Raw genomic sequence first — 19,360 nt, forward strand, 5'->3', positions numbered from 1 at the left:
GGGTTAAGCGACAGCGCAACCCGACGCTCATGTTGGTTTATGGCTGATGCCTCCGGCGAGCGCAGGGATACGCCACACTTCGTGAACGTACCTCAACCCAACCTACAAATCAAGACTTTTTTCGATTTGGACAAGGTATTGTTCTTGGCTACATTATCCACTTAAAATAAAAGATTGGCGGCACCTTGAATTCTGGCAATGGGTTCGACAGATCTGGGTAACTTAGGTAAGCGAATAATTGTTTGCTGTGAAAATAAGCTGCTCTCAATCTCTACATCTTGAGTGTAGCGATTTTGTACCACATAACGCTGTTGAATTCCTATGGTTTTTAGAGATTCTGTTAAGCGAATATGTTCAGCTATAATTGCCGCTTCTCCCTGAATTACACCCACAAATTGGGTATGCTTTGGGTTTTTTAATTTCTTCTGAGCTTTAACCACTTGTTGGCGCAGATTTCGCAACCGCCCAATGAAATCAACTCGACCCAAGACATTCTGATATTTCATCCATAACTTAAATATCCAAGATAACCAATCTCCTAATGCAGTTGGCATTTCCAAAAATTGCAGAAGATGACCTGTGGGTGCTGTATCTAGAATAATCAAATCTTGCTGGTTGCTGTCTAATAAATCCATGATGGTGATTAGGGATAGCATCTCATCAATACCTGGTAAAGCTTGAGACATAATCTGCCGCCAAGCCTCTGGAAGATAGGCAATATTTATTGTTGCGTCTGCTTCTGTTCCTTCACCACTAATCATATCCGCCAATTCCCAAAGATAATCGGCACGAAATTGATCTAATATTTTCTCAGCATTGATTTCTTGTCCACTTAAATTGGGAGCTAATAATTTTGGTTCATGTCCTAATTTTTCACCAAAAGCATCTCCCAAGGAATGAGCAGGATCTATGGAAATTACGCGAATGTTTTTATCAGGATAACGATTAGCAAAAGCCCAGGCCATGGCTGCTGACACTGTGGTTTTACCAACTCCTCCTTTGCCACCGACAACAATCAATTGACAGCCTTCCGCTACAAAATCAGTAAAGCTTGGTAAAATTTTAGTCGGCCATTGAATTGGTGGTGGAGAAGCGAGTTCCACTTGATCAATATTTTGAATTTGTCCTGCTAGATTATCTAATGCTAACCCACCTAAAGGTGGGAATTGCTGTTGTGGTACTATGAAAACGGGTTTATTTGGGGAAATTTTGAGGAATTTATTGATGAAGTTTTGCTGTTCTGCATAGCGGTCTAGCTCTGTATCTGAATTTGCCAAAATTCGATTGATTATTATTCCCGCATAGGGAACATCTAAGTTTTTTAAACTTTCTATGAATCGCTCGGTTTCGGCAAAACACATAGGTTCAGAAATGGCGACAACTATACAACCTGTAAATTGATTATCCTGTAGCAGTCGTCTCCCTTCTGCTAATTGAAATTTTAGATCAGCCAAAAAGTCATCAACTTCATCAAGAGTATAGTTTTTTCTGGTCAAAGTTTCTGTGATCACCTGATGCTTTTTCTGGAATAACTCTAATGAATTTAAAATCACATCTAAGAAATCTTTCAATCGCAATAGGTTTAAGGTATGACCAGAAGGAGCCATATCAACTACTATGCGATCTACTTTTTTTTCAGACAGTAGACGTTGGATTTCTAGTAACCCCATTAATTCATTTAAACCAGGCCAGTTCAAATCCCAAACTGGGGCTAAATCTTGTCCGTCTGCTAGACTTCCCCGCTCAACCAGTAGTTCTAAAAATTCGCTATATTTGGCCTTAAATTCTAATAGCAGTTTTTCAGCATCTAAAGCCTGAACACTCAAATTAGGCAAATCTGTTAATGGTGAAGCATAATCTTTCACTTCTGTCAGTAATACATCTCCTAAAGAATGTGCCGGATCTGTAGAAAGTAACAAAATTGTTTCTTCTGGGAACTGTTTTGCCCAATAACGAGCAAAACTGCAAGAAGTGGTAGTTTTGCCAACTCCACCTTTGCCGCTAAACATGACCAAATTAAGTGAGTCGTACTGGTTCATAATAAAGTTAAAAAATTAACGAAAAGACTAAGTAGGTCGGCGGAAAAGTTTATAACTATGTAAGGAAAAGTTAAGAAGGAGTATGTTTGTTGAATTTAATACGTTTTGTACTTATCTTGCTCACGAGTTAAAAATACCCTTAAACGAGCGCCCATATTTTAATCACCTCAGTAGATTTATTTTCCGTATTTACTTATCTTTACATAGTTTGGTTTCTTTGCGCCGACTTACTTAATAAATAATCATTAAATAAAGTGGTAAGGAGGAAGACAATCTCCTAAAAGTAGATCCCACCTTGGACAAGCTTTCTGCCAGGTTAAAAACTGTTCTAAAAGTAAGGTCTTATCTTGACAACTAACTAAGAGGTAAATCTGTATTTGTTCCTCTTGTTCTTGAACAACAACGGGTAATTGATTAACTTTGGTGATTAAATCAATAAGATTTTGTTTTTCTGCTGCTTGAGCAATACTAAAGTTATTTTGGTTTTGATAGCGTTGCTTTTTAGCTAAGAAATAATCCTTACCTCCCCCTTCAGATGGTACTATTTCTTCTATCATTCGTGGGATCAATTTTAAAGTAAATTCGTTTTTACCATTGATCTTTTCTAGCTTATTTTGATATTCTTTTTCATGGGATTTTAAATGGTTTAGCAGATTATTTGTAGAAGTAAAATAAGTTCCAAACCGCAAGGGTAAAACTGTAATCTGTTGAAAAAGTTCACAAATTACTCGATCATGGGATAAAGCCATTTGGATAATTTTTTCATCATTATTTTGGAATGATTCTAAAAATATCCCCGGTTCGACAATAGCCGCAAGTTCAGTACCATTAATTAGCACTACTTGATTAGCAGCACCCTGTGGCAAAATCAAGGGAGAGCTAGGTATTTCCAAAAAAGCATAAGTGTAGAGATTTTCTAATTCCATATATTTCACCTAGATAAAAATATTTGCTGTTAGGAAGTACCTAAAGTTCATATTCATTAAAATAAGGGATAAATTTTTTTCCAGATAATTTGGGGATTTACAATTACAAAAACTTGGTTATAATGATAAAAAATATTCAGGTATTTTTCATGAAAACAATTAGTAATCGCAGTATTAGCAGAGCTAAAATTAGCACAATGCCTCGGCCTAAGTCTGATGCATCAAGTCAATTGGATCTTTATAAAATGGTGACCGAGAAACAACGTATTCAGCGAGATATGTATTCTATTAAAGAACGGATGGGTTTACTTCAACAACGCTTAGATATCCTCAATCAACAGATAGAAGCGACAGAAAAAACGATTCATAAATTGCGTCAACCTCACTCAAATACTGCTCAAAATATAGTGCGTTCAAATATTTTTGTTGAGTCGAATAATTACCAAACTTTTGAGGTTGAATATTAAGATCTCAAATCTTGATAAATTTGGCAAAATATGAACACATTTTCCACATTTGACCCGCGAAAGCGGGTTTTTTATGATCAACTTAAACTTCATCTAAACATTGTACCAGTACAGCACGGCGTAAATAAACCAACCATTCTTAATCGCTAAAAAGTAGCCGAGACAGGCTTTTTAGGTATTTTTAATGGACGTTCGACTGCTCTCACATCTAAATCTCAGTCGAGCCGTTGGTTGACTAACGCTATTCTGTACTAGTTATATAACCATCCTATTTGAATTTTACTCAATATACTTAGATTGTAACACCGATCAGGAAAGGCTTGGACTTTCTCAATTTTTCAACAATCAAATAGGATTCCTAGAGGATAATTCCCAATTACCGTTTTCTAAGGGTTTTGAATATAAAAAGAGGTGGCTTACTTGCGCCCATCAATACTAAGGTAACAAGACGAGATGTTGATCTTTATTAACTTCTGCTGTGAATTGAGGTGGATATTCAAAGTCTTCCTGTTCAGCTTCTAATTCTAAGCGTGCTTCCTCTTGTTCAGCTTCTAGTTCCAAGCGTGCTTCCTCTTCTAAGGCTTGAATTTTTAAAAGAATCTCTTCTTCTTGAATCTCGAATTCTTCCTCACCAATTTCGCCAATATCAAAGGAAAGTTGCAAGCTTAATAATTGTTTATGCAAATTTTCTTGGGCATCAAATTCAGTGTTAGTCCGCTCTTGGATTTGCTCTGCAATCCAGACAACTCCATTCAGAGGACCCATGATGGGCAGTAGTAACAGTTTCGTCAGCATCGTAATAACTCCTATGAATCAAGCTGGGCAAATGTGTAGGGAGCAGTAAAATTGTTGTAGCGAATACGTAAGCGATCGCCAAATTTCTGATCAATCACTTCAACACGTTCGCTAAATTCAGATTCACTTTCCCAAGGAATCAAAAAGGCTGCATTGTAAATCATTTCTTCCGTCATAGGGTCACTGACTACAATCTCCTGAGCGAAAGGATTTAGCTCCTGAGAGAAAACTTCAATTACAGCTTGTTTGCGGGCTAGGAGATTAATTTCAATTAATTGTCCAATTTGGATGACTTCCTCCATACTCAACTTTTTGCCTTCCATGTTGTCGCGCTGCTGCTTCAAATCCTGATGAGACTCCATCATGGTTTGTAATTCCGCTTTAGCATCCCAGAAAATTTTAATGCTTACCTCTCTTTTGCCTGCCAATTTTTGAAACAATTGATTCAATTGATCTTTATGGGGATTAATCAATTGACTCATGATGGTTTCCCAATCTTTAACCACTAATCCAAACCGCAGGGGGAGAAGAACACGAAAACCCGCATGCATTGTTTGTTCTAAAACTTTTTCATGAGTTAACAAATTACGGCGAGAAGCCAAATATTTTTCTTGACGAGCCTCTGAATATAAGAAACAAAACTCATCAACTACTTGACTATGAACAGGTTGCTTATCCAATCCTTCAAGCTCAAGAGTTTCAGGAATTGTATTTGGAAAAATGCCGTACAAATAAAGAGGAATACTCATAAGCTGTGAATAAATTAAACCTAAATTTATGATTGATAAATTGGGATTAAATTGGTTTTGATGTCAAAACTAAACGTAATTTAGCGTGAATAAGATCGATTTGAGCGATACCTAAATCTATCTCACCATCTACAACAATTCCAGTATTTAAAAGTCGATCTAATAGCTCTAATACAGAAGGACGACTACTGGGTTGACCTGGATAATAAGAACCGGAAGACGGTAAAAGAGTCCCAATCTCCCCCAAATTTATATTCAAATCTGCCGGGTCAACCTCAAACATCTCACACAAATGTAAGATTTGTTCTTCTAACTTTTGCAGACTGTCTGCTGCCCGTTCTAAGTCAGGTTCACTCAGTAAATCCTCTTCCATGCGCCGAATTACTTGAGCTTCCATCAACTGACGCACCAATTCCAATACAGTCAAAAGTAAAGGAGCTAAACCCGCTTCATTCTTGGGTTTAGAAGCAATGGTCAGTGAATTGTTGAAGTTTTCAGCGGGAGTGCAAACCATTTTTATGATGCAACCTAAAGTTTTAAATGTCTTTGATGCAATTTGATTATTAAAGTTTCAGGAGTTTCAGATACTTCAAGCCTAGATAGTTTAGGTTAGACATCAATCGCTGGATCTACGGATGATGGAATTTCTTCACTGGTTTGAGCCTGAAAATCGAGAATTTCCACGGTTGAACCTACAGGTGATGAACTTTCTTCACTGGTTTGAGCCTGAAAATCGAGAATTTCCACGGTTGAAACCACAGGTGATGAACTTTCTTCACTGGTTTGAGCCTGGAAATCGAGAATTTCCACGGTTGAACCTACAGGTGATGAACTTTCTGCACTGGTTTGAGCCTGGAAATCGAGAATTTCCATTGATGTATTTACATATGGTGGAGTTCCCCCACTGGATTGAGCCTGAAAATCTAGAACTTCAATTGGTGTATCTACAGGTGATGGAATTTTTGCACTGGTTTGATACAAATCATCTTTAACATCTGCTGCTAAGGGGATTTCCTCTTTCACACTAGAAGATGTTAGTGAATTTAGCTTTGCCTCTAGACTCTCTAGACGATGCTGAAGTTGTTGATTTTCTTCAACCAAACGTTGAGCCTTAGTGCTGAGATAAGGATCGCTTTCCCACCAATTGATGCCCATTTCCTTGGCTTTATCCACAGAGGAAATTAACAAGCGAATCCGAATATGTACAAGTTCGGTGGATGCGATAGATATAGAAATATCGCCAGCAATCACAATGCCCTTATCTAAAACCCTTTCGAGAATGTCCGCTAAAGTCGAACCTTGGGTAGATGTGTTAATAGTTCGACTTGAGTTAGTCTGAGGACGTGTTGGCAGCATTGGGGTAGAAGTCACAAATAATTCAACTCCTGAATGGTATAGGACTCATATCTATCTGATTTTACAGACTAAAAATTCCTGCTCTAAAGAAAATAAAGCATTGATTATTAGTTGGCAAAAATTAACTTTTTTTTGCATTTGCGCTAGTGGTCTGTCAGGCTAAAAATTGTGATTTTGAGGGAAAATAGAGAGCCTATAAACTATAAACCTCATCAACAAATAGAAATTTGACAGACCAATAGTAGTTTGTCAAGATAACAATGATGGGCTGTAGTGTGAGCGAAACGCTCACGCGGGCAAGATGCCCGCACTACCAAAAACCCGTCAAAGTAAATGTGACAGACCAATAGTCTTGGACTTTTGGAAATAATTTTTAACCCTTAGGCTTTGCCCAGGTTTAAAGCCGAGCAGAGTTGAGTCTTTAACTTTTTCGATAGGTTGCTTCTCAACATTTATTGAGTTACACCTATCTGCTTAATATTATATCAAATATTCGGCAGAAAAACTGACCAAGAAAGTGTTCATTCCGCAGCGACTAAGATTGCTAATTAAGCGATGCTCAACTTCGCTAGTTGCTCAAGTAGTGACTCCGCCCGCATTGATCGCATCACCTCCCGGTCGGGTAGGTGAGAGGCTTCCACTTTCTAAGCTAATTTGGTTGACCAGCTAATTGTTGGGATACAAATTGGGAATTGTCAATCAGAAAATCATTGTCTCCTGTGACTCTATTATTTAATATTTCCAGTTCTTCGGCTGAGAATTTGTCTAGTAACTCCAAGAAAATGTTTGTGGATTCGCTCATAGATAAATGAGAGCGGTTGAACAGAATATCTATAGCAATATCTGGAGAATCTAAACTTTCTGTTGTCACCGGAATATTATTATCAGCACAGACCTTAGCAATCATTAAACAAGACCGTAAGCCGGAAGTTTTCTCCGCGCCGGTAGCTAGACGAAATGACTTAACTAACCGCACGATGAAGTTAGCAGATTCTCGATCTATATTTGTTTTCTGAATTAATATCTCTGTTTGAGTGATTTCATCTGGTTCTGGCATACTAATAGTTACCAATCTATCCATCAAAGCATCTTGGGTTGAGTGAACTCCCGCATACTCTTCTGGATTCGATGTAAAAATCACCCGAAATTGAGGATTAACACTCAAGTATTCTGGCTGATTGCTGCTAGGAGGAAGACTGAGAATTTTTTCTTCTAATGCTGACAGCAGGACGTTATTAACTTCAGGTCGTGAACGGTTAAATTCATCATAAACTAAGGTGAAACCTTCACGACAAGCTAAGGTTAATCGGGAATCAACCCAATTTTGCTTAAATTCGTCCTCGAGTTTAACAACACTATGGATATAGTTGTCTAGTACCTTTTTGTGAGTGTAACCAGATTCACTACCAATCAAGTCCGAACTCTTAAATTGGTCATCTCCAAACAGTAACATGACTGGTCTGTCCAGACAGTTAGCCAAGTGCATGGCTAGGGTTGTTTTCCCTGTGCCGGCTGGTCCGCGTAAGTGAACAGGAAACCCCGATTTGAGATAACGTAGCGCCCGAATTGCGACTCGCTCGATAGCAGGTGTGACGACAAACTGCCCTGGACGAAGACGAAGAACGGCTCTTTTATGATTAACCTTGGTAGTAGTCATAATTTAAAGATGGTAAAAAAGTTTATGTTTGTGCGGATATTATTGCCAAACTTGGGTTTGTATATGAAGCACGAAGCCTAGTTTAATAAGAGTATCAACGTTAATGCTAGACAGATTTTCTATGTTAACGAATACGGAGTATAAATATAGACAACCGAAGCTTCACGCCAAGAGTCATTGTTGTTGAATTTTATTAATCGCCCCCTTGTCTTACCAGTCTTGCAACTGGAATATCAGGGGGTTTTATTATGTAGCCCCATTGTCCAACAAATGGACTACAGGTAATGAGAGTATTTATTAACCAAAGATACTCACAAACAAATCCTGACGGAATTTCAGGAGAGATTCCTTCTGTTCCTTAGCTTGAGCAGTTCTTGCGTCGGCTGTTGCTGATAAAAACTGCTGACTTGTTTCTTGAAGTTCTTTGTGGAATGCTAACAGTTCTTGAGCTTGTTTTTCAGCTTGAGCAATTCTTGCTTGGGCTGTTGCTGATAAAAACTGCTGACTTGTTTCCCGAACTTCTTGATAAAATGCTAACAGTTCTTGCGCTTGTTTTTCAGCTTGAGCAATTCTGGCTTGGGCTGTTGCTGATAAAAACTGCTGACTTGTTTCTTGAAGTTCTTTGTGGAATGCTAACAGTTCTTGAGCTTGTTTTTCAGCTTGAGCAATTCTGGCTTGGGCTGTTTCTGATAAAAACTGCTGACTTGTTTCCTGAAGATCCTTGTAGAATGCTTGCAGTTCTTGAGCTTGTTTTTCAGCTTGCTCTTGTCTTTTCGCTGTCGTGACGGACAAGAATTCTCTGGTCTCAAGAGATAGTTCAGCCACTTTCTCTGCTATTGACTGATGTTCTTGCCGGATTTTTGCCATTAAAGAAATCATGAAGTTCTCCAAAAAATAGTAAATTAGCCCAGACCTAACAGAAATTGCTTCTCCAGGTACTACATTATAAGGATTCGTACTTTTTTGTAATATCCTTTGAGAAGCGTTGATTTCCAAATATCTAGATAATTAAAAAAAGCAGAACCAATATCAGGATTAATTAATCCTGATATTATGGAGCTTAATTAAATTAAGCAGGTACTGCTGCTGATTGGGTCAAACCAACTGCTTCAGCATACTTCAAGTAGGTTTCAACGGAAGCGATAACGATCCGAGCTTCAATTGCTAGTAGTTCGATACCAACTAAGGAAACACGAACCCAAGCGTCAATTACGATACCTTTGTCGAGGATTCTATCAATAACTTCTGCCAAGCTGGAGGAAGAATTGGTTTTTTCAACTGCCATTTTTTTAATTCCTTGTTATTTGTTGTCGGAAACTTGGGAAATGAGGAGAATAACTATAAATATGAGTCATGGTTATTCTCCTACTTGGTAACTTGCTTAATTAAATTAAGCAGGTACTGCTGCTGATTGGGTCAAACCAACTGCTTCAGCATACTTCAAGTAGGTTTCAACGGAAGCGATAACGATCCGAGCTTCAATTGCTAGTAGTTCGATACCAACTAAGGAAACACGAACCCAAGCGTCAATTACGATACCTTTGTCGAGGATTCTATCAATAACTTCTGCCAAGCTGGAGGAAGAATTGGTTTTTTCAACTGCCATTTTTTTAATTCCTTGTTATTTGTTGTCGGAAACTTGGGAAATGAGGAGAATAACTATAAATATGAGTCATGGTTATTCTCCTACTTGGTAACTTGCTTAATTAAATTAAGCAGGTACTGCTGCTGATTGGGTCAAACCAACTGCTTCAGCATACTTCAAGTAGGTTTCAACGGAAGCGATAACGATCCGAGCTTCAATTGCTAGTAATTCGATACCAACTAAGGAAACACGAACCCAAGCGTCAATTACGATACCTTTGTCGAGGATTCTATCAATAACTTCTGCCAAGCTGGAGGAAGAATTGGTCTTTTCAACTGCCATTTTTTTAATTCCTTGTGATTTGTTGTCGGAAACTTGGGAAATGAGGAGAATAACTATAAATATGAGTCATGGTTATTCTCCTACTTGGTAACTTGCTTAATTAAATTAAGCAGGTACTGCTGCTGATTGGGTCAAACCAACTGCTTCAGCATACTTCAAGTAGGTTTCAACGGAAGCGATAACGATCCGAGCTTCAATTGCTAGTAATTCGATACCAACTAAGGAAACACGAACCCAAGCGTCAATTACGATACCTTTGTCGAGGATTCTATCAATAACTTCTGCCAAGCTGGAGGAAGAATTGGTCTTTTCAACTGCCATTTTTTTAATTCCTTGTGATTTGTTGTCGGAAACTTGGGAAATGAGGAGAATAACTATAAATATGAGTCATGGTTATTCTCCTACTTGGTAACTTGCTTAGATTAAGCAGGTACTGCTGCTGATTGGGTTAAACCAACTGCTTCAGCATACTTCAAGTAGGTTTCAACGGAAGCGATAACGATCCGAGCTTCAATTGCTAGTAGTTCGATACCAACTAAGGAAACACGAACCCAAGCGTCAATTACGATACCTTTGTCGAGGATTCTATCAATAACTTCTGCCAAGCTGGAGGAAGAATTGGTTTTTTCAACTGCCATTTTTTTAATTCCTTGTTATTTGTTGTCGGAAACTTGGGAAATGAGGAGAATAACTATAAATATGAGTCATGGTTATTCTCCTACTTGGTAACTTGCTTAGATTAAGCAGGTACTGCTGCTGATTGGGTTAAACCAACTGCTTCAGCATACTTCAAGTAGGTTTCAACGGAAGCGATAACGATCCGAGCTTCAATTGCTAGTAATTCGATACCAACTAAGGAAACACGAACCCAAGCGTCAATTACGATACCTTTGTCGAGGATTCTATCAATAACTTCTGCCAAGCTGGAGGAAGAATTGGTTTTTTCAACTGCCATTTTTTTAATTCCTTGTTATTTGTTGTCGGAAATTTGGGAAATGAGGAGAATAACTATAAATATGAGTCATGGTTATTCTCCTACTTGGTAACTTGCTTAATTAAGCAGGTACTGCTGCTGATTGGGTTAAACCAACTGCTTCAGCGTACTTCAAGTAGGTTTCAACGGAAGCGATAACGATCCGAGCTTCAATTGCTAATAGTTCGATACCAACTAAGGAAACACGAACCCAAGCGTCAATTACGATACCTTTGTCGAGGATTCTATCAATAACTTCTGCCAAGCTGGAGGAAGAATTGGTTTTTTCAACTGCCATTTTTTTAATTCCTTGTTGTTAGTTTTATGACTATCGGTTAAGTAATTGCTTAACCCTTAAACAAACTATCATCTAATTTTTATGATGTAAAGTAAAATTCCGTCAAGAAATGTAAAGTTTATGAGTCACAGAAAATGAGAGAAAAATGAAATTAAGTGAAAATATACATCATGCTAAATCATCAATACGTACAAAATCTGGATAGCATAATATTTTTCAAACTTAGAGACCGCTAAGAAAGTTACACAGTAATGAATTTATAGAATAACGCTTGTTTATTGCATATGATTATTATTATTATTATTATTTAATATCCGTAAAATTATTACTGTGTAAGGGTTTCATGTATAGCATTTAACGCCACTCTACGATCTATTAGCAAATCCTAGGTGGTAAAATTATCCATTAAAAATTACCTTGAAATATCTAAAAAGCACATTATATATTTTGTCTATATGACTACTATTGTATTTTTTCTATGACTACTATTGTATTTTTTCTATGACTACTATTGTATTTTCCATATGATTACTATTGTATTTTTCATAGCATACGTGGCCATACAAAACTAAGTATTTTAGCGTGATCAGATGGAATCTTGAATGCATAAAATCTTTGATAATGGTGCTTTGGAATGTCGCTAACACACCCTACGTATCCTTTCCTTTTAAAGATCAAACTGGATCTTTATATATACAGCCTAAATTACGTGAACTTTTACAAATTGTTCTAATAAAAAAAAGCTACATAAATAAGTATTAATACTCAATAATAGACGGGCAGGAAAAAACGCAGTATCTTATGTAACGAAAAGTAAACTAGTTCGTGATGGCTACTCCAATCAAATTCCTGTAGATACAAGTAATGAGACAAAATTAATTACACAAATATTTGGACTGAAATCCTTAATGGACAAAGGATTGGTAAATAAATAATAGTAATTAATTCTATCCAGGTACTTACCTCATCCATCTTGAAACCTAAAGTGAAGTTTTTGTCAGTTTAAAACCCCTTCCCTTGGTAAGGCTACGGTGTACACAGAAGTCTGATCAAGTTGCCTAACAGGGTTTTGATCCCCCCTAGCCCCCCTTAAAAAGGGGGGAAATTTTCTTGAAGTCCCCCTTGGAAAGGGGGATTTAGGGGGATCTGATGATTTGTGTGTACACGGTAGTTGGTAAGGGGAGGGTAGGTTTTGCTTTAGCAAAACCGGGGTGGGGTAATTCGATAAACTACAGGTTTCATCTTGAACGTGGTTTAAATTAAAATGGCCTGTGAATTTTATTTTTTTCAGAAATTATGTCTACAGAAGGGACTCCTGTTAATATTCCACAGACAGCTTTAGCCGCTTTGGTGGATGTTTTTGTGCAGCAAGGTCATCCACGTCAATATGCTGAAGCGATGGCGACTTCAATCATTTTTCAGACTGATTTAGATTTACGGAATGCTCAGATTGCCAATCTCTTAGGCTGGCTGAAACAGGAGCATAATGATATCTATCCCTCAGCCTTAGATGTAATTGGCAAAACTTCCGAAGAATTTGAACGTCGAGTTCAAGAAGGTTAAGTGTCTAGACTCGATTTAGTGAATTTCAAAAAATAGGGTCAAAAATTAGCTGTTTCAGCTAATTTTTTCCTCAAAGGTTTCCCACTTACCAGGTATTCTTATGACTAATTTCAAAATTATTTCTCCTCTATCTGCGATGCCTACTACCAGCGAAGCTATCGCTCAACAAACCCGTCAAGCTGCTAGTAAGCTGGCAGTTCTCTCCTCTGAGGCCAAAAATCAAACTATTGAAGCGATCGCTCAAGCTTTAGAATTGGCAAAGGATGATATTCTGCAAGCAAACCTGGCTGATTGTCACGCAGCAACAGCGGCAGGAATCGCTAAACCCCTTTATAAACGGTTGCAGTTAGATGAACATAAATTAAGGGATGCGATCGCTGGTGTGCGAGATGTTGGTAAACTAGAAGATCCTATTGGTAAAGTCCAAATTCATCGAGAAATTGACACTGGTTTAATTCTCAAACGCATTACCTGTCCTTTAGGCGTTTTAGGCATCATTTTTGAAGCCCGTCCCGAAGCCGCAATTCAAATAGTTTCCTTAGCAATTAAATCCGGTAATGGTGTCATTCTCAAAGGTGGTAAAGAAGCAATACATTCTTGTACAGCCATAGTTAAAGCCATTAAACAAGGATTATCTCACACAGCAGTTAATCCTGATGTGGTGCAATTGTTAACCACGAGAGAAGAAATATTAGAACTTTTGCAATTAGATAAATATGTAGATTTAATTATTCCCAGAGGTTCTAATGCTTTTGTGAAATTTGTCCAAGATAATACCCGCATTCCCGTATTAGGTCATGCTGATGGCATTTGTCATCTTTATGTAGATCAAGCCGCTGATATTGCCAAAGCTATTAGTATTACTGTAGATTCTAAAATTCAATATCCTGCTGCTTGTAATGCCATTGAAACTTTGCTAGTTCATAGTAGCATTGCTGCCGAATTTCTCCCCCAAGTTGCCACAGCTTTACAAGCACAAAATGTAGAATTAAAAGGTGATGAACGGACTATACAAATTTTATCTGATATTGCCACAGCGACAGAAATAGACTGGCAAACAGAATACAGTGATTTGATTTTAGCCATTAAAATAGTTGATTCTTTAAATGAAGCCATATCCCACATTGAAAATTATGGTTCTCGGCACACAGAAGCAATCATTACTGAAGATATTACAGCGGCAGAAACATTTCAAGGCTTAGTCAATGCAGCGGGAGTTTATCATAATTGTTCTACCCGTTTTGCTGATGGTTTCCGTTATGGATTTGGTGCAGAAGTGGGAATTAGTACCCAACAAATGCCCCCGCGCGGACCAGTTGGTTTAGAAGGTTTGATTACATATAAATATCAAATGTCTGGTAATGGACATATTGTGAAAACCTACACAGGTGCAAACGCAAAATCATTTAGTCACCGTGATTTGTAATCATATTATTAATCTCGTTCCCAGTCTCTGACTGGGAATGCTGACTGCGGCTCTGCCGCTAGTGACAGGGGAACGGAGGCAGAGCCTCAAAATTGGCATTCCTAGCCGGAGTCTAGGAACGAGGTAAAACGAGGGAAAGTCTTTAAACCAAGGCTTTTAATAAGGCTTGCAGTTTAAGTTGCACTTCGGCAAATTCCTTTTGAGGATCTGAACCAGCAACAATACCCGCACCTGCATACAGTCTAGCATAATTACCATCAATTAAAGCCGAACGAATCCCCACAATAAATTCACAATTTCCTTCTCCGTCTACCCAACCTAAAGGGGCTGCATATAAACCCCTTTCAAAACTTTCATAACGGCGAATTTCTGCACAAGCAATATCTCGTGCTGCCCCGGCAACTGCTGGAGTAGGATGCAGTTTAGCAACGATTTGTAAAGGGTGAATATTATTGGGAACTACTGCACTAATTGGTGTCCATAAATGTTGGATATTAGATAATTGTCGCAGTCTGGGGGCTAAAACTTGGGGGAATAAACCCAGTTGAGATAAATGTTGAGTAATAAAATCTAGAACGAGTTTATGTTCGTGTTTTTCTTTGGTACTATTCACTAAATTGTTAGCATTTGTAGCATCTTCTGTGGGTGTTTTTCCCCTCGGTGCAGAACCTGCCAAAGCATCAGTAATTAACTGCCGTTTGTGAATACTAATTAATCGTTCTGGACTAGCACCAATAAAGTTTTGTCCTTGACCATTACTGGTGGAAAATACATTACAATTAGGATGTATTTGGCGGAGATTATTTAAAGATTGTAATAAGTTAAAATCATGATTAGCACTGACATCTAAGATATCAGCTAAAACAATTTTTCTTAACTGGTTAGCATGAATTATTTCTAAAACTGAGGAAACAGAAGTTTTAAATTTTTCACCGTTATTAGTGATTTTTTTATATAAGTTTAAGGGAAATTTATCAATATTTAGAGAATGGGTATGCAAAGATCTAATAATTTCTAAATGGCGTTGTAAATTATCTAATATTTTGGTAATATTAATCCTAGAATTGATAATTGTATTCATTACTAATGTGCAGCAATTATTTTTTAAAGCTATTTGCCAACAAGGTAGGAAAACCGTAGCAGAAGGAAATGGACAATCTACTTTTTTATGCTGATCAAAAAAACTGAAAGTACAAAAAAATCGAGGTAGGGAAAAAGTCTGATTTTTGTGAGAAATAGGAATTATATTTTTCAGACAATTTTTAATAAATTCTTCTGATTTTGTAAACCTATCTTTACCAGAAATTTCTATTTTATCTAAAGTATCAATTGCTGCTATTGCTTCACCATTACTTTTATTTTCAAAATAAAAGTTTATGGTATTTTTCTGATTAAATTGATCAAAAACCAGCAAAGGATCAACTAAGCCAATTTCTAGGGGAATACTCACAATTTTACTATAATTATGGCGACGGCAATTTTCCTGAATCTCTAATAGTAATTGATTAAGGTATTTGTAGTCTACAAAGGTGTGGCTGCGACATGGTGAAATTGTCATGGATGTATAAGTTAATTTTTATTAAGTTATCTTCCTAAAATGTAATAAATCATGGTGGTATTTTTATAGGTAACATAATTCAGTCACCATTAACCAGCATAAACTTAGCCTGATTATGGGGTTTATCCTGTTTTGGCGGCAAGATAGCGGGTTTTATGCCAGGATATTCGCCTATAATCATAAAACTAGCATTTTTTGGTAATTTATTGATTGTACCGATAAGTGATCAACAATCCTAAATCTAAAATAGCTAGTCAAGTATCATGCAAAATTATAAAATTTAACTGATAACTAAAGTTCTGGTAATTTAATTAATCACAACTGATGACTTCAACTCAGATTTCACCACCTCAAGCTAAATTATGGATGGCGGCTATTAAACCGCCAATGTACAGTGTTGCTATTATGCCAATTTGGGTAGGTTCTGCGGTAGCATTTAGGGAAATAAAGATTTTTAGTCCCATAATATTCTCCTTGTTTATTGCTGCGGCAATTTTGATTTTAGCTTGGGAAAATATTAGTAATGATGTCTTTGATGCCGAAACAGGAATTGATCAGAATAAACATCATTCATTGGTGAATTTAACTGGTAACAAAACCTTAATGTTTTGGATAGGAACCCTGTGTTTAGGTTTGGGTTTGTTGGGAATAATAGCGATCGCTATTTTGCAAAAAGACCCCACAGTTATGGCTATAATCCTCTTATGCTGCGGTTTGGGCTATATGTACCAAGGTCCCCCTTTCCGTCTAGGATACCAAGGTTTAGGGGAAATTCTCTGCTTTTTTGCCTTTGGTCCTTTGGGTATGAGTGCGGCTTATTATAGTCAAACTCAAACCTGGTCTATGACCAATTTAGCAGCTTCGGTAATTTTGGGACTTGTTACCAGTTTAGTGTTATTTTGCTCCCATTTTCATCAAGTTGTAGATGACATAGCCGCAGGAAAGAAATCTCCTATTGTGCGTCTAGGAACTCACACTGGTGCAAAGGTTTTAGTGGGTTTTACTGCGAGTATTTATCCTCTAATTTTGTTATTTGTGATTTTGAATATTTTCCCAATTTGGACATTACTTAGTTTTCTGAGTTTACCTTTTGCGGTGAAATTATGTCGTCATGTTTTAGAAAATCACAACCAACCAGATAAAGTCAGCAATTCTAAATTCATCGCTATCAGAGTTCAGTTTGTGAGTTGCTTATTTTTGGGTTTAGGATTTATATTTGGTTAAGTTACATTAAGAATAAACGAACCACAGAGGCACAGAGGACACAGAGGAATGAGAGTTTGAATGTTTTTTATTTGGAAGTCCTTCATGGTTTATCAATTTTCCTTTCGTTACTTTAGTCAGAAATTTACAAATCCCATTATTACTAATTATGGAGTTTGGGAAATCCGCGAAAGCATTATTATCCGCTTGATTGATGAAAAAGATGACGTTAGTTGGGGGGAAATTTCCCCCATTTCTTGGTTTGGTTCAGAAACTATCAAACAAGCTTTAGATTTTTGTGATCAACTTCCACAAACAATTACCAAAGAGATAATTTTCGCTATTCCCGATAAATTACCAGCTTGTCAATTTGCTTTTGAATCTTCAACCCACCCAGGTGGGTTTCGTCTGTGTAGCAGTGACTTACAGTCGCCTAATCTCACCTACAGCGGCTTATTACCAGCGGGTAAATCAGCTTTAAATCAATGGAGTAATTTATGGGAACAAGGATATAAAACATTTAAATGGAAAATTGCTGTTGATGATATAAATCAAGAATTAGAAATATTTGATTTATTAATTTCTAGTTTACCAATATCAGCAAAATTACGTTTAGATGCTAATGGGGGACTTACTTATCAAGAAGCTGAATTATGGTTACAAAAATGTGATCAATTCTTACCGAAAATTGAATTTATCGAACAACCTTTAGCTGTAGATAAATTTAGAGAAATGCAAGAATTAAGTAATTCATATTTTACAACAATAGCCTTAGATGAATCTATCGCCAATCTTCACCAATTAGAATTATATTTTCAGAAAGGTTGGCGGGGAATTTTCGTGATTAAACCGGGGATATTCGGTTCACCATTTCGGTTAAAAGAGTTTTGCAAAAAACGTCAAATTGATGTTGTATTTTCATCGGTATTTGAAACCGAAATTGGGAGACAAGCTGCATTACAATTAGCAGCAGAATTATCTAGTAATAACCGCGCTGTTGGTTTTGGAATTAACCACTTTTTTCAACCACAAGAATCAAACTGGCTAGAAAGTCTATGGAAAACCTGTTAGAGAATCTACAAAACTATGATTGGCTAATTTGTGATCATAGCCAAGAATTACCACAAATAGCCACAGAATTATATTTAAAATTAACTCAGTTATCAACCCCAAAAATTATTATTGCAGAAAGATCACCAGTGAGATTTTTAGCCAGTTTTATTGCAGCTTGTGCGGCTAAATGTCCGGTTTTTCTCTGTAACCCAGATTGGAGTCAATCTGAATGGGAACAAGTCTTTAATTTAGTGCAACCAGATATAGTTTTAGGAATAGATCATAATTTTTCAAAATCACCAATTATCAATTATGAATTACCAATTACTAATACTATCATGATTCCTACAGGTGGTTCATCAGGAAAGATTAAATTTGCTATTCATACATGGGAAACATTAACGGCTTCTGTGCAAGGATTTACAGAATATTTTTCCATAAATGTAGTTAATTCATTTTGTATATTACCATTGTATCATGTGAGTGGATTAATGCAATTTATGCGTTCCTTCACAACAGGAGGTAAATTAGTAATTACCTCATCTAAAAAATTAGAAACTTCTCAACTACCAAATATTAACCCAGCCGATTTTTTTATATCTTTAGTTCCCACCCAATTACAAAAACTTCTCCAAAATCCCGAATTAACCCAATGGCTATCAAAATTTTCTACAGTTCTGTTAGGAGGTGCGCCACCTTGGGATGAATTATTAGAAAAAGCAAGATATCATCAGATTAGATTAGCACCTACCTATGGCATGACAGAAACCGCCTCTCAAATAGCAACTCTTAAACCTGATGAATTTTTACAAGGTAAATTTAATAGTGGAAAAATTCTTCCCCATGCTAAAATCATCATTGATAATCAACCAGGAAATATAAATATTCAAAGTCAATCTTTAGCATTAGGTTATTATCCCCAAATGTGGGAAAATAGAGATAACTTTGTAGTTGATGATATTGGTTTTTTAGACAATTACGGCTACTTACATATTATTGGCCGCAACAGTGACAAAATCATTACAGGTGGTGAAAACGTTTACCCAACAGAAATCGAATCAGCGATTAGAAAAACAAACATGGTCATAGATGTCTGTGTAATTGGTATAACTGATAAACATTGGGGACAAGCATTAACAGCCATTTATATTCCCAAAGATCAAAATATTTCTTACCTAGAAATTCAAACCCAACTAAAAAATCAATTGAGTAAATTCAAAATTCCCAAACATTGGATTTCCCTACCAAACTTACCCCGTAACGCCCAAGGTAAAATCAACCGTCAACAACTCCAACAAATCGCCGCAGATTTTCTAATCAGATCCCCGACTTCTTTAAGAAGTCGGGGATCTATATCCTCTATATCCTGA

22 protein-coding genes are annotated in these 19,360 nt (G+C 36.9%); 6 read left to right on the plus strand and 16 right to left on the minus strand.

What is annotated here, in order from left to right:
* Positions 1 to 161: 161 nt before the first annotated feature.
* Positions 162 to 2,039 carry an ArsA family ATPase gene (locus tag HGD76_RS01375; protein ID WP_210967696.1) on the minus strand — a complete coding sequence of 626 codons (1,878 nt, stop codon included), beginning with the start codon at positions 2,037 to 2,039 and terminating at the stop codon, positions 162 to 164.
* Positions 2,040 to 2,284: 245 nt separating this feature from the next.
* Positions 2,285 to 2,965, minus strand: coding sequence for a GvpL/GvpF family gas vesicle protein (locus tag HGD76_RS01380; RefSeq protein ID WP_168694747.1), 681 nt, complete (start codon positions 2,963 to 2,965; stop codon positions 2,285 to 2,287).
* 245 nt (positions 2,966 to 3,210) lie between these two features.
* Between HGD76_RS01380 and HGD76_RS26075 the strand changes: the two genes are divergently transcribed.
* Positions 3,211 to 3,432, plus strand: a complete 222-nt coding sequence (locus tag HGD76_RS26075; RefSeq protein ID WP_325064825.1) for a hypothetical protein — start codon at positions 3,211 to 3,213, stop codon at positions 3,430 to 3,432.
* Between the two features lie 435 nt (positions 3,433 to 3,867).
* Here HGD76_RS26075 and HGD76_RS01390 read toward each other — a convergent pair whose 3' ends face one another.
* The 13 genes from HGD76_RS01390 to gvpA (HGD76_RS01450) all read right to left on the minus strand — a co-directional run bounded on the left by HGD76_RS01390 (position 3,868) and on the right by gvpA (HGD76_RS01450) (position 11,187).
* Positions 3,868 to 4,227, minus strand: coding sequence for a gas vesicle protein GvpG (locus HGD76_RS01390; protein ID WP_039203147.1), 360 nt, complete (start codon positions 4,225 to 4,227; stop codon positions 3,868 to 3,870).
* Between the two features lie 11 nt (positions 4,228 to 4,238).
* Positions 4,239 to 4,976: a gas vesicle protein GvpF gene (gene gvpF / locus HGD76_RS01395; protein WP_168634835.1), complete on the minus strand. Its 738-nt coding sequence runs from the start codon at positions 4,974 to 4,976 to the stop codon at positions 4,239 to 4,241.
* A 46-nt stretch (positions 4,977 to 5,022) separates the two neighbouring features.
* Positions 5,023 to 5,490 carry a gas vesicle protein K gene (locus HGD76_RS01400; protein WP_015080756.1) on the minus strand — a complete coding sequence of 156 codons (468 nt, stop codon included), beginning with the start codon at positions 5,488 to 5,490 and terminating at the stop codon, positions 5,023 to 5,025.
* 95 nt (positions 5,491 to 5,585) lie between these two features.
* Positions 5,586 to 6,347, minus strand: a complete 762-nt coding sequence (locus HGD76_RS25075) for a gas vesicle protein (RefSeq protein ID WP_233467003.1) — start codon at positions 6,345 to 6,347, stop codon at positions 5,586 to 5,588.
* Positions 6,348 to 6,981: 634 nt separating this feature from the next.
* A complete protein-coding gene (gene gvpN, locus HGD76_RS01410; RefSeq protein ID WP_168694748.1) occupies positions 6,982 to 7,989 on the minus strand; it encodes a gas vesicle protein GvpN in 1,008 nt (335 codons plus the stop codon).
* A 297-nt stretch (positions 7,990 to 8,286) separates the two neighbouring features.
* Positions 8,287 to 8,868, minus strand: a complete 582-nt coding sequence (gvpC, locus tag HGD76_RS01415; RefSeq protein WP_015080753.1) for a gas vesicle protein GvpC — start codon at positions 8,866 to 8,868, stop codon at positions 8,287 to 8,289.
* 190 nt (positions 8,869 to 9,058) lie between these two features.
* Entirely contained in the window at positions 9,059 to 9,274 is a 216-nt protein-coding gene (gene gvpA, locus HGD76_RS01420) for a gas vesicle structural protein GvpA (RefSeq protein ID WP_015080752.1), read from the minus strand.
* 105 nt (positions 9,275 to 9,379) lie between these two features.
* Complete coding sequence (gene gvpA, locus HGD76_RS01425; RefSeq protein ID WP_015080752.1) at positions 9,380 to 9,595, minus strand: gas vesicle structural protein GvpA; 216 nt, start codon at positions 9,593 to 9,595, stop codon at positions 9,380 to 9,382.
* 105 nt (positions 9,596 to 9,700) lie between these two features.
* A complete protein-coding gene (gene gvpA, locus HGD76_RS01430) occupies positions 9,701 to 9,916 on the minus strand; it encodes a gas vesicle structural protein GvpA (protein ID WP_015080752.1) in 216 nt (71 codons plus the stop codon).
* Positions 9,917 to 10,021: 105 nt separating this feature from the next.
* Positions 10,022 to 10,237, minus strand: a complete 216-nt coding sequence (gvpA, locus tag HGD76_RS01435; RefSeq protein WP_015080752.1) for a gas vesicle structural protein GvpA — start codon at positions 10,235 to 10,237, stop codon at positions 10,022 to 10,024.
* A gap of 101 nt (positions 10,238 to 10,338) precedes the next feature.
* Positions 10,339 to 10,554 (minus strand): gas vesicle structural protein GvpA, encoded by a 216-nt coding sequence (gvpA, locus tag HGD76_RS01440; RefSeq protein WP_015080752.1) that lies wholly within the window; start codon positions 10,552 to 10,554, stop codon positions 10,339 to 10,341.
* A gap of 101 nt (positions 10,555 to 10,655) precedes the next feature.
* Complete coding sequence (gene gvpA, locus HGD76_RS01445; RefSeq protein ID WP_015080752.1) at positions 10,656 to 10,871, minus strand: gas vesicle structural protein GvpA; 216 nt, start codon at positions 10,869 to 10,871, stop codon at positions 10,656 to 10,658.
* Positions 10,872 to 10,971: 100 nt separating this feature from the next.
* On the minus strand, positions 10,972 to 11,187 hold the full coding sequence (gene gvpA, locus HGD76_RS01450; RefSeq protein ID WP_015080752.1) for a gas vesicle structural protein GvpA: 216 nt from the start codon (positions 11,185 to 11,187) through the stop codon (positions 10,972 to 10,974).
* A gap of 1,296 nt (positions 11,188 to 12,483) precedes the next feature.
* Between gvpA (HGD76_RS01450) and HGD76_RS01455 the strand changes: the two genes are divergently transcribed.
* Both HGD76_RS01455 and HGD76_RS01460 read left to right on the plus strand, forming a co-directional pair.
* Positions 12,484 to 12,750 carry a hypothetical protein gene (locus HGD76_RS01455; RefSeq protein WP_015080750.1) on the plus strand — a complete coding sequence of 89 codons (267 nt, stop codon included), beginning with the start codon at positions 12,484 to 12,486 and terminating at the stop codon, positions 12,748 to 12,750.
* A gap of 100 nt (positions 12,751 to 12,850) precedes the next feature.
* A complete protein-coding gene (locus HGD76_RS01460; RefSeq protein WP_210967697.1) occupies positions 12,851 to 14,176 on the plus strand; it encodes a glutamate-5-semialdehyde dehydrogenase in 1,326 nt (441 codons plus the stop codon).
* Positions 14,177 to 14,318: 142 nt separating this feature from the next.
* Here HGD76_RS01460 and HGD76_RS01465 read toward each other — a convergent pair whose 3' ends face one another.
* Positions 14,319 to 15,734 (minus strand): isochorismate synthase, encoded by a 1,416-nt coding sequence (locus HGD76_RS01465; RefSeq protein WP_168694749.1) that lies wholly within the window; start codon positions 15,732 to 15,734, stop codon positions 14,319 to 14,321.
* Positions 15,735 to 16,058: 324 nt separating this feature from the next.
* Between HGD76_RS01465 and menA the strand changes: the two genes are divergently transcribed.
* From menA to HGD76_RS01480, 3 genes are all read left to right on the plus strand, one after another.
* Complete coding sequence (gene menA / locus HGD76_RS01470; protein ID WP_168694750.1) at positions 16,059 to 16,958, plus strand: 2-carboxy-1,4-naphthoquinone phytyltransferase; 900 nt, start codon at positions 16,059 to 16,061, stop codon at positions 16,956 to 16,958.
* Positions 16,959 to 17,042: 84 nt separating this feature from the next.
* Positions 17,043 to 18,008: an o-succinylbenzoate synthase gene (locus HGD76_RS01475; protein WP_168694751.1), complete on the plus strand. Its 966-nt coding sequence runs from the start codon at positions 17,043 to 17,045 to the stop codon at positions 18,006 to 18,008.
* Positions 17,993 to 19,360, plus strand: coding sequence for a 2-succinylbenzoate--CoA ligase (locus HGD76_RS01480; RefSeq protein WP_168694752.1), 1,368 nt, complete (start codon positions 17,993 to 17,995; stop codon positions 19,358 to 19,360). Before HGD76_RS01475 ends, HGD76_RS01480 begins: the two co-directional genes overlap by 16 nt.

Origin of the sequence: Dolichospermum flos-aquae CCAP 1403/13F (assembly GCF_012516395.1) — a bacterium.
Lineage (GTDB): Bacteria > Cyanobacteriota > Cyanobacteriia > Cyanobacteriales > Nostocaceae > Dolichospermum > Dolichospermum lemmermannii.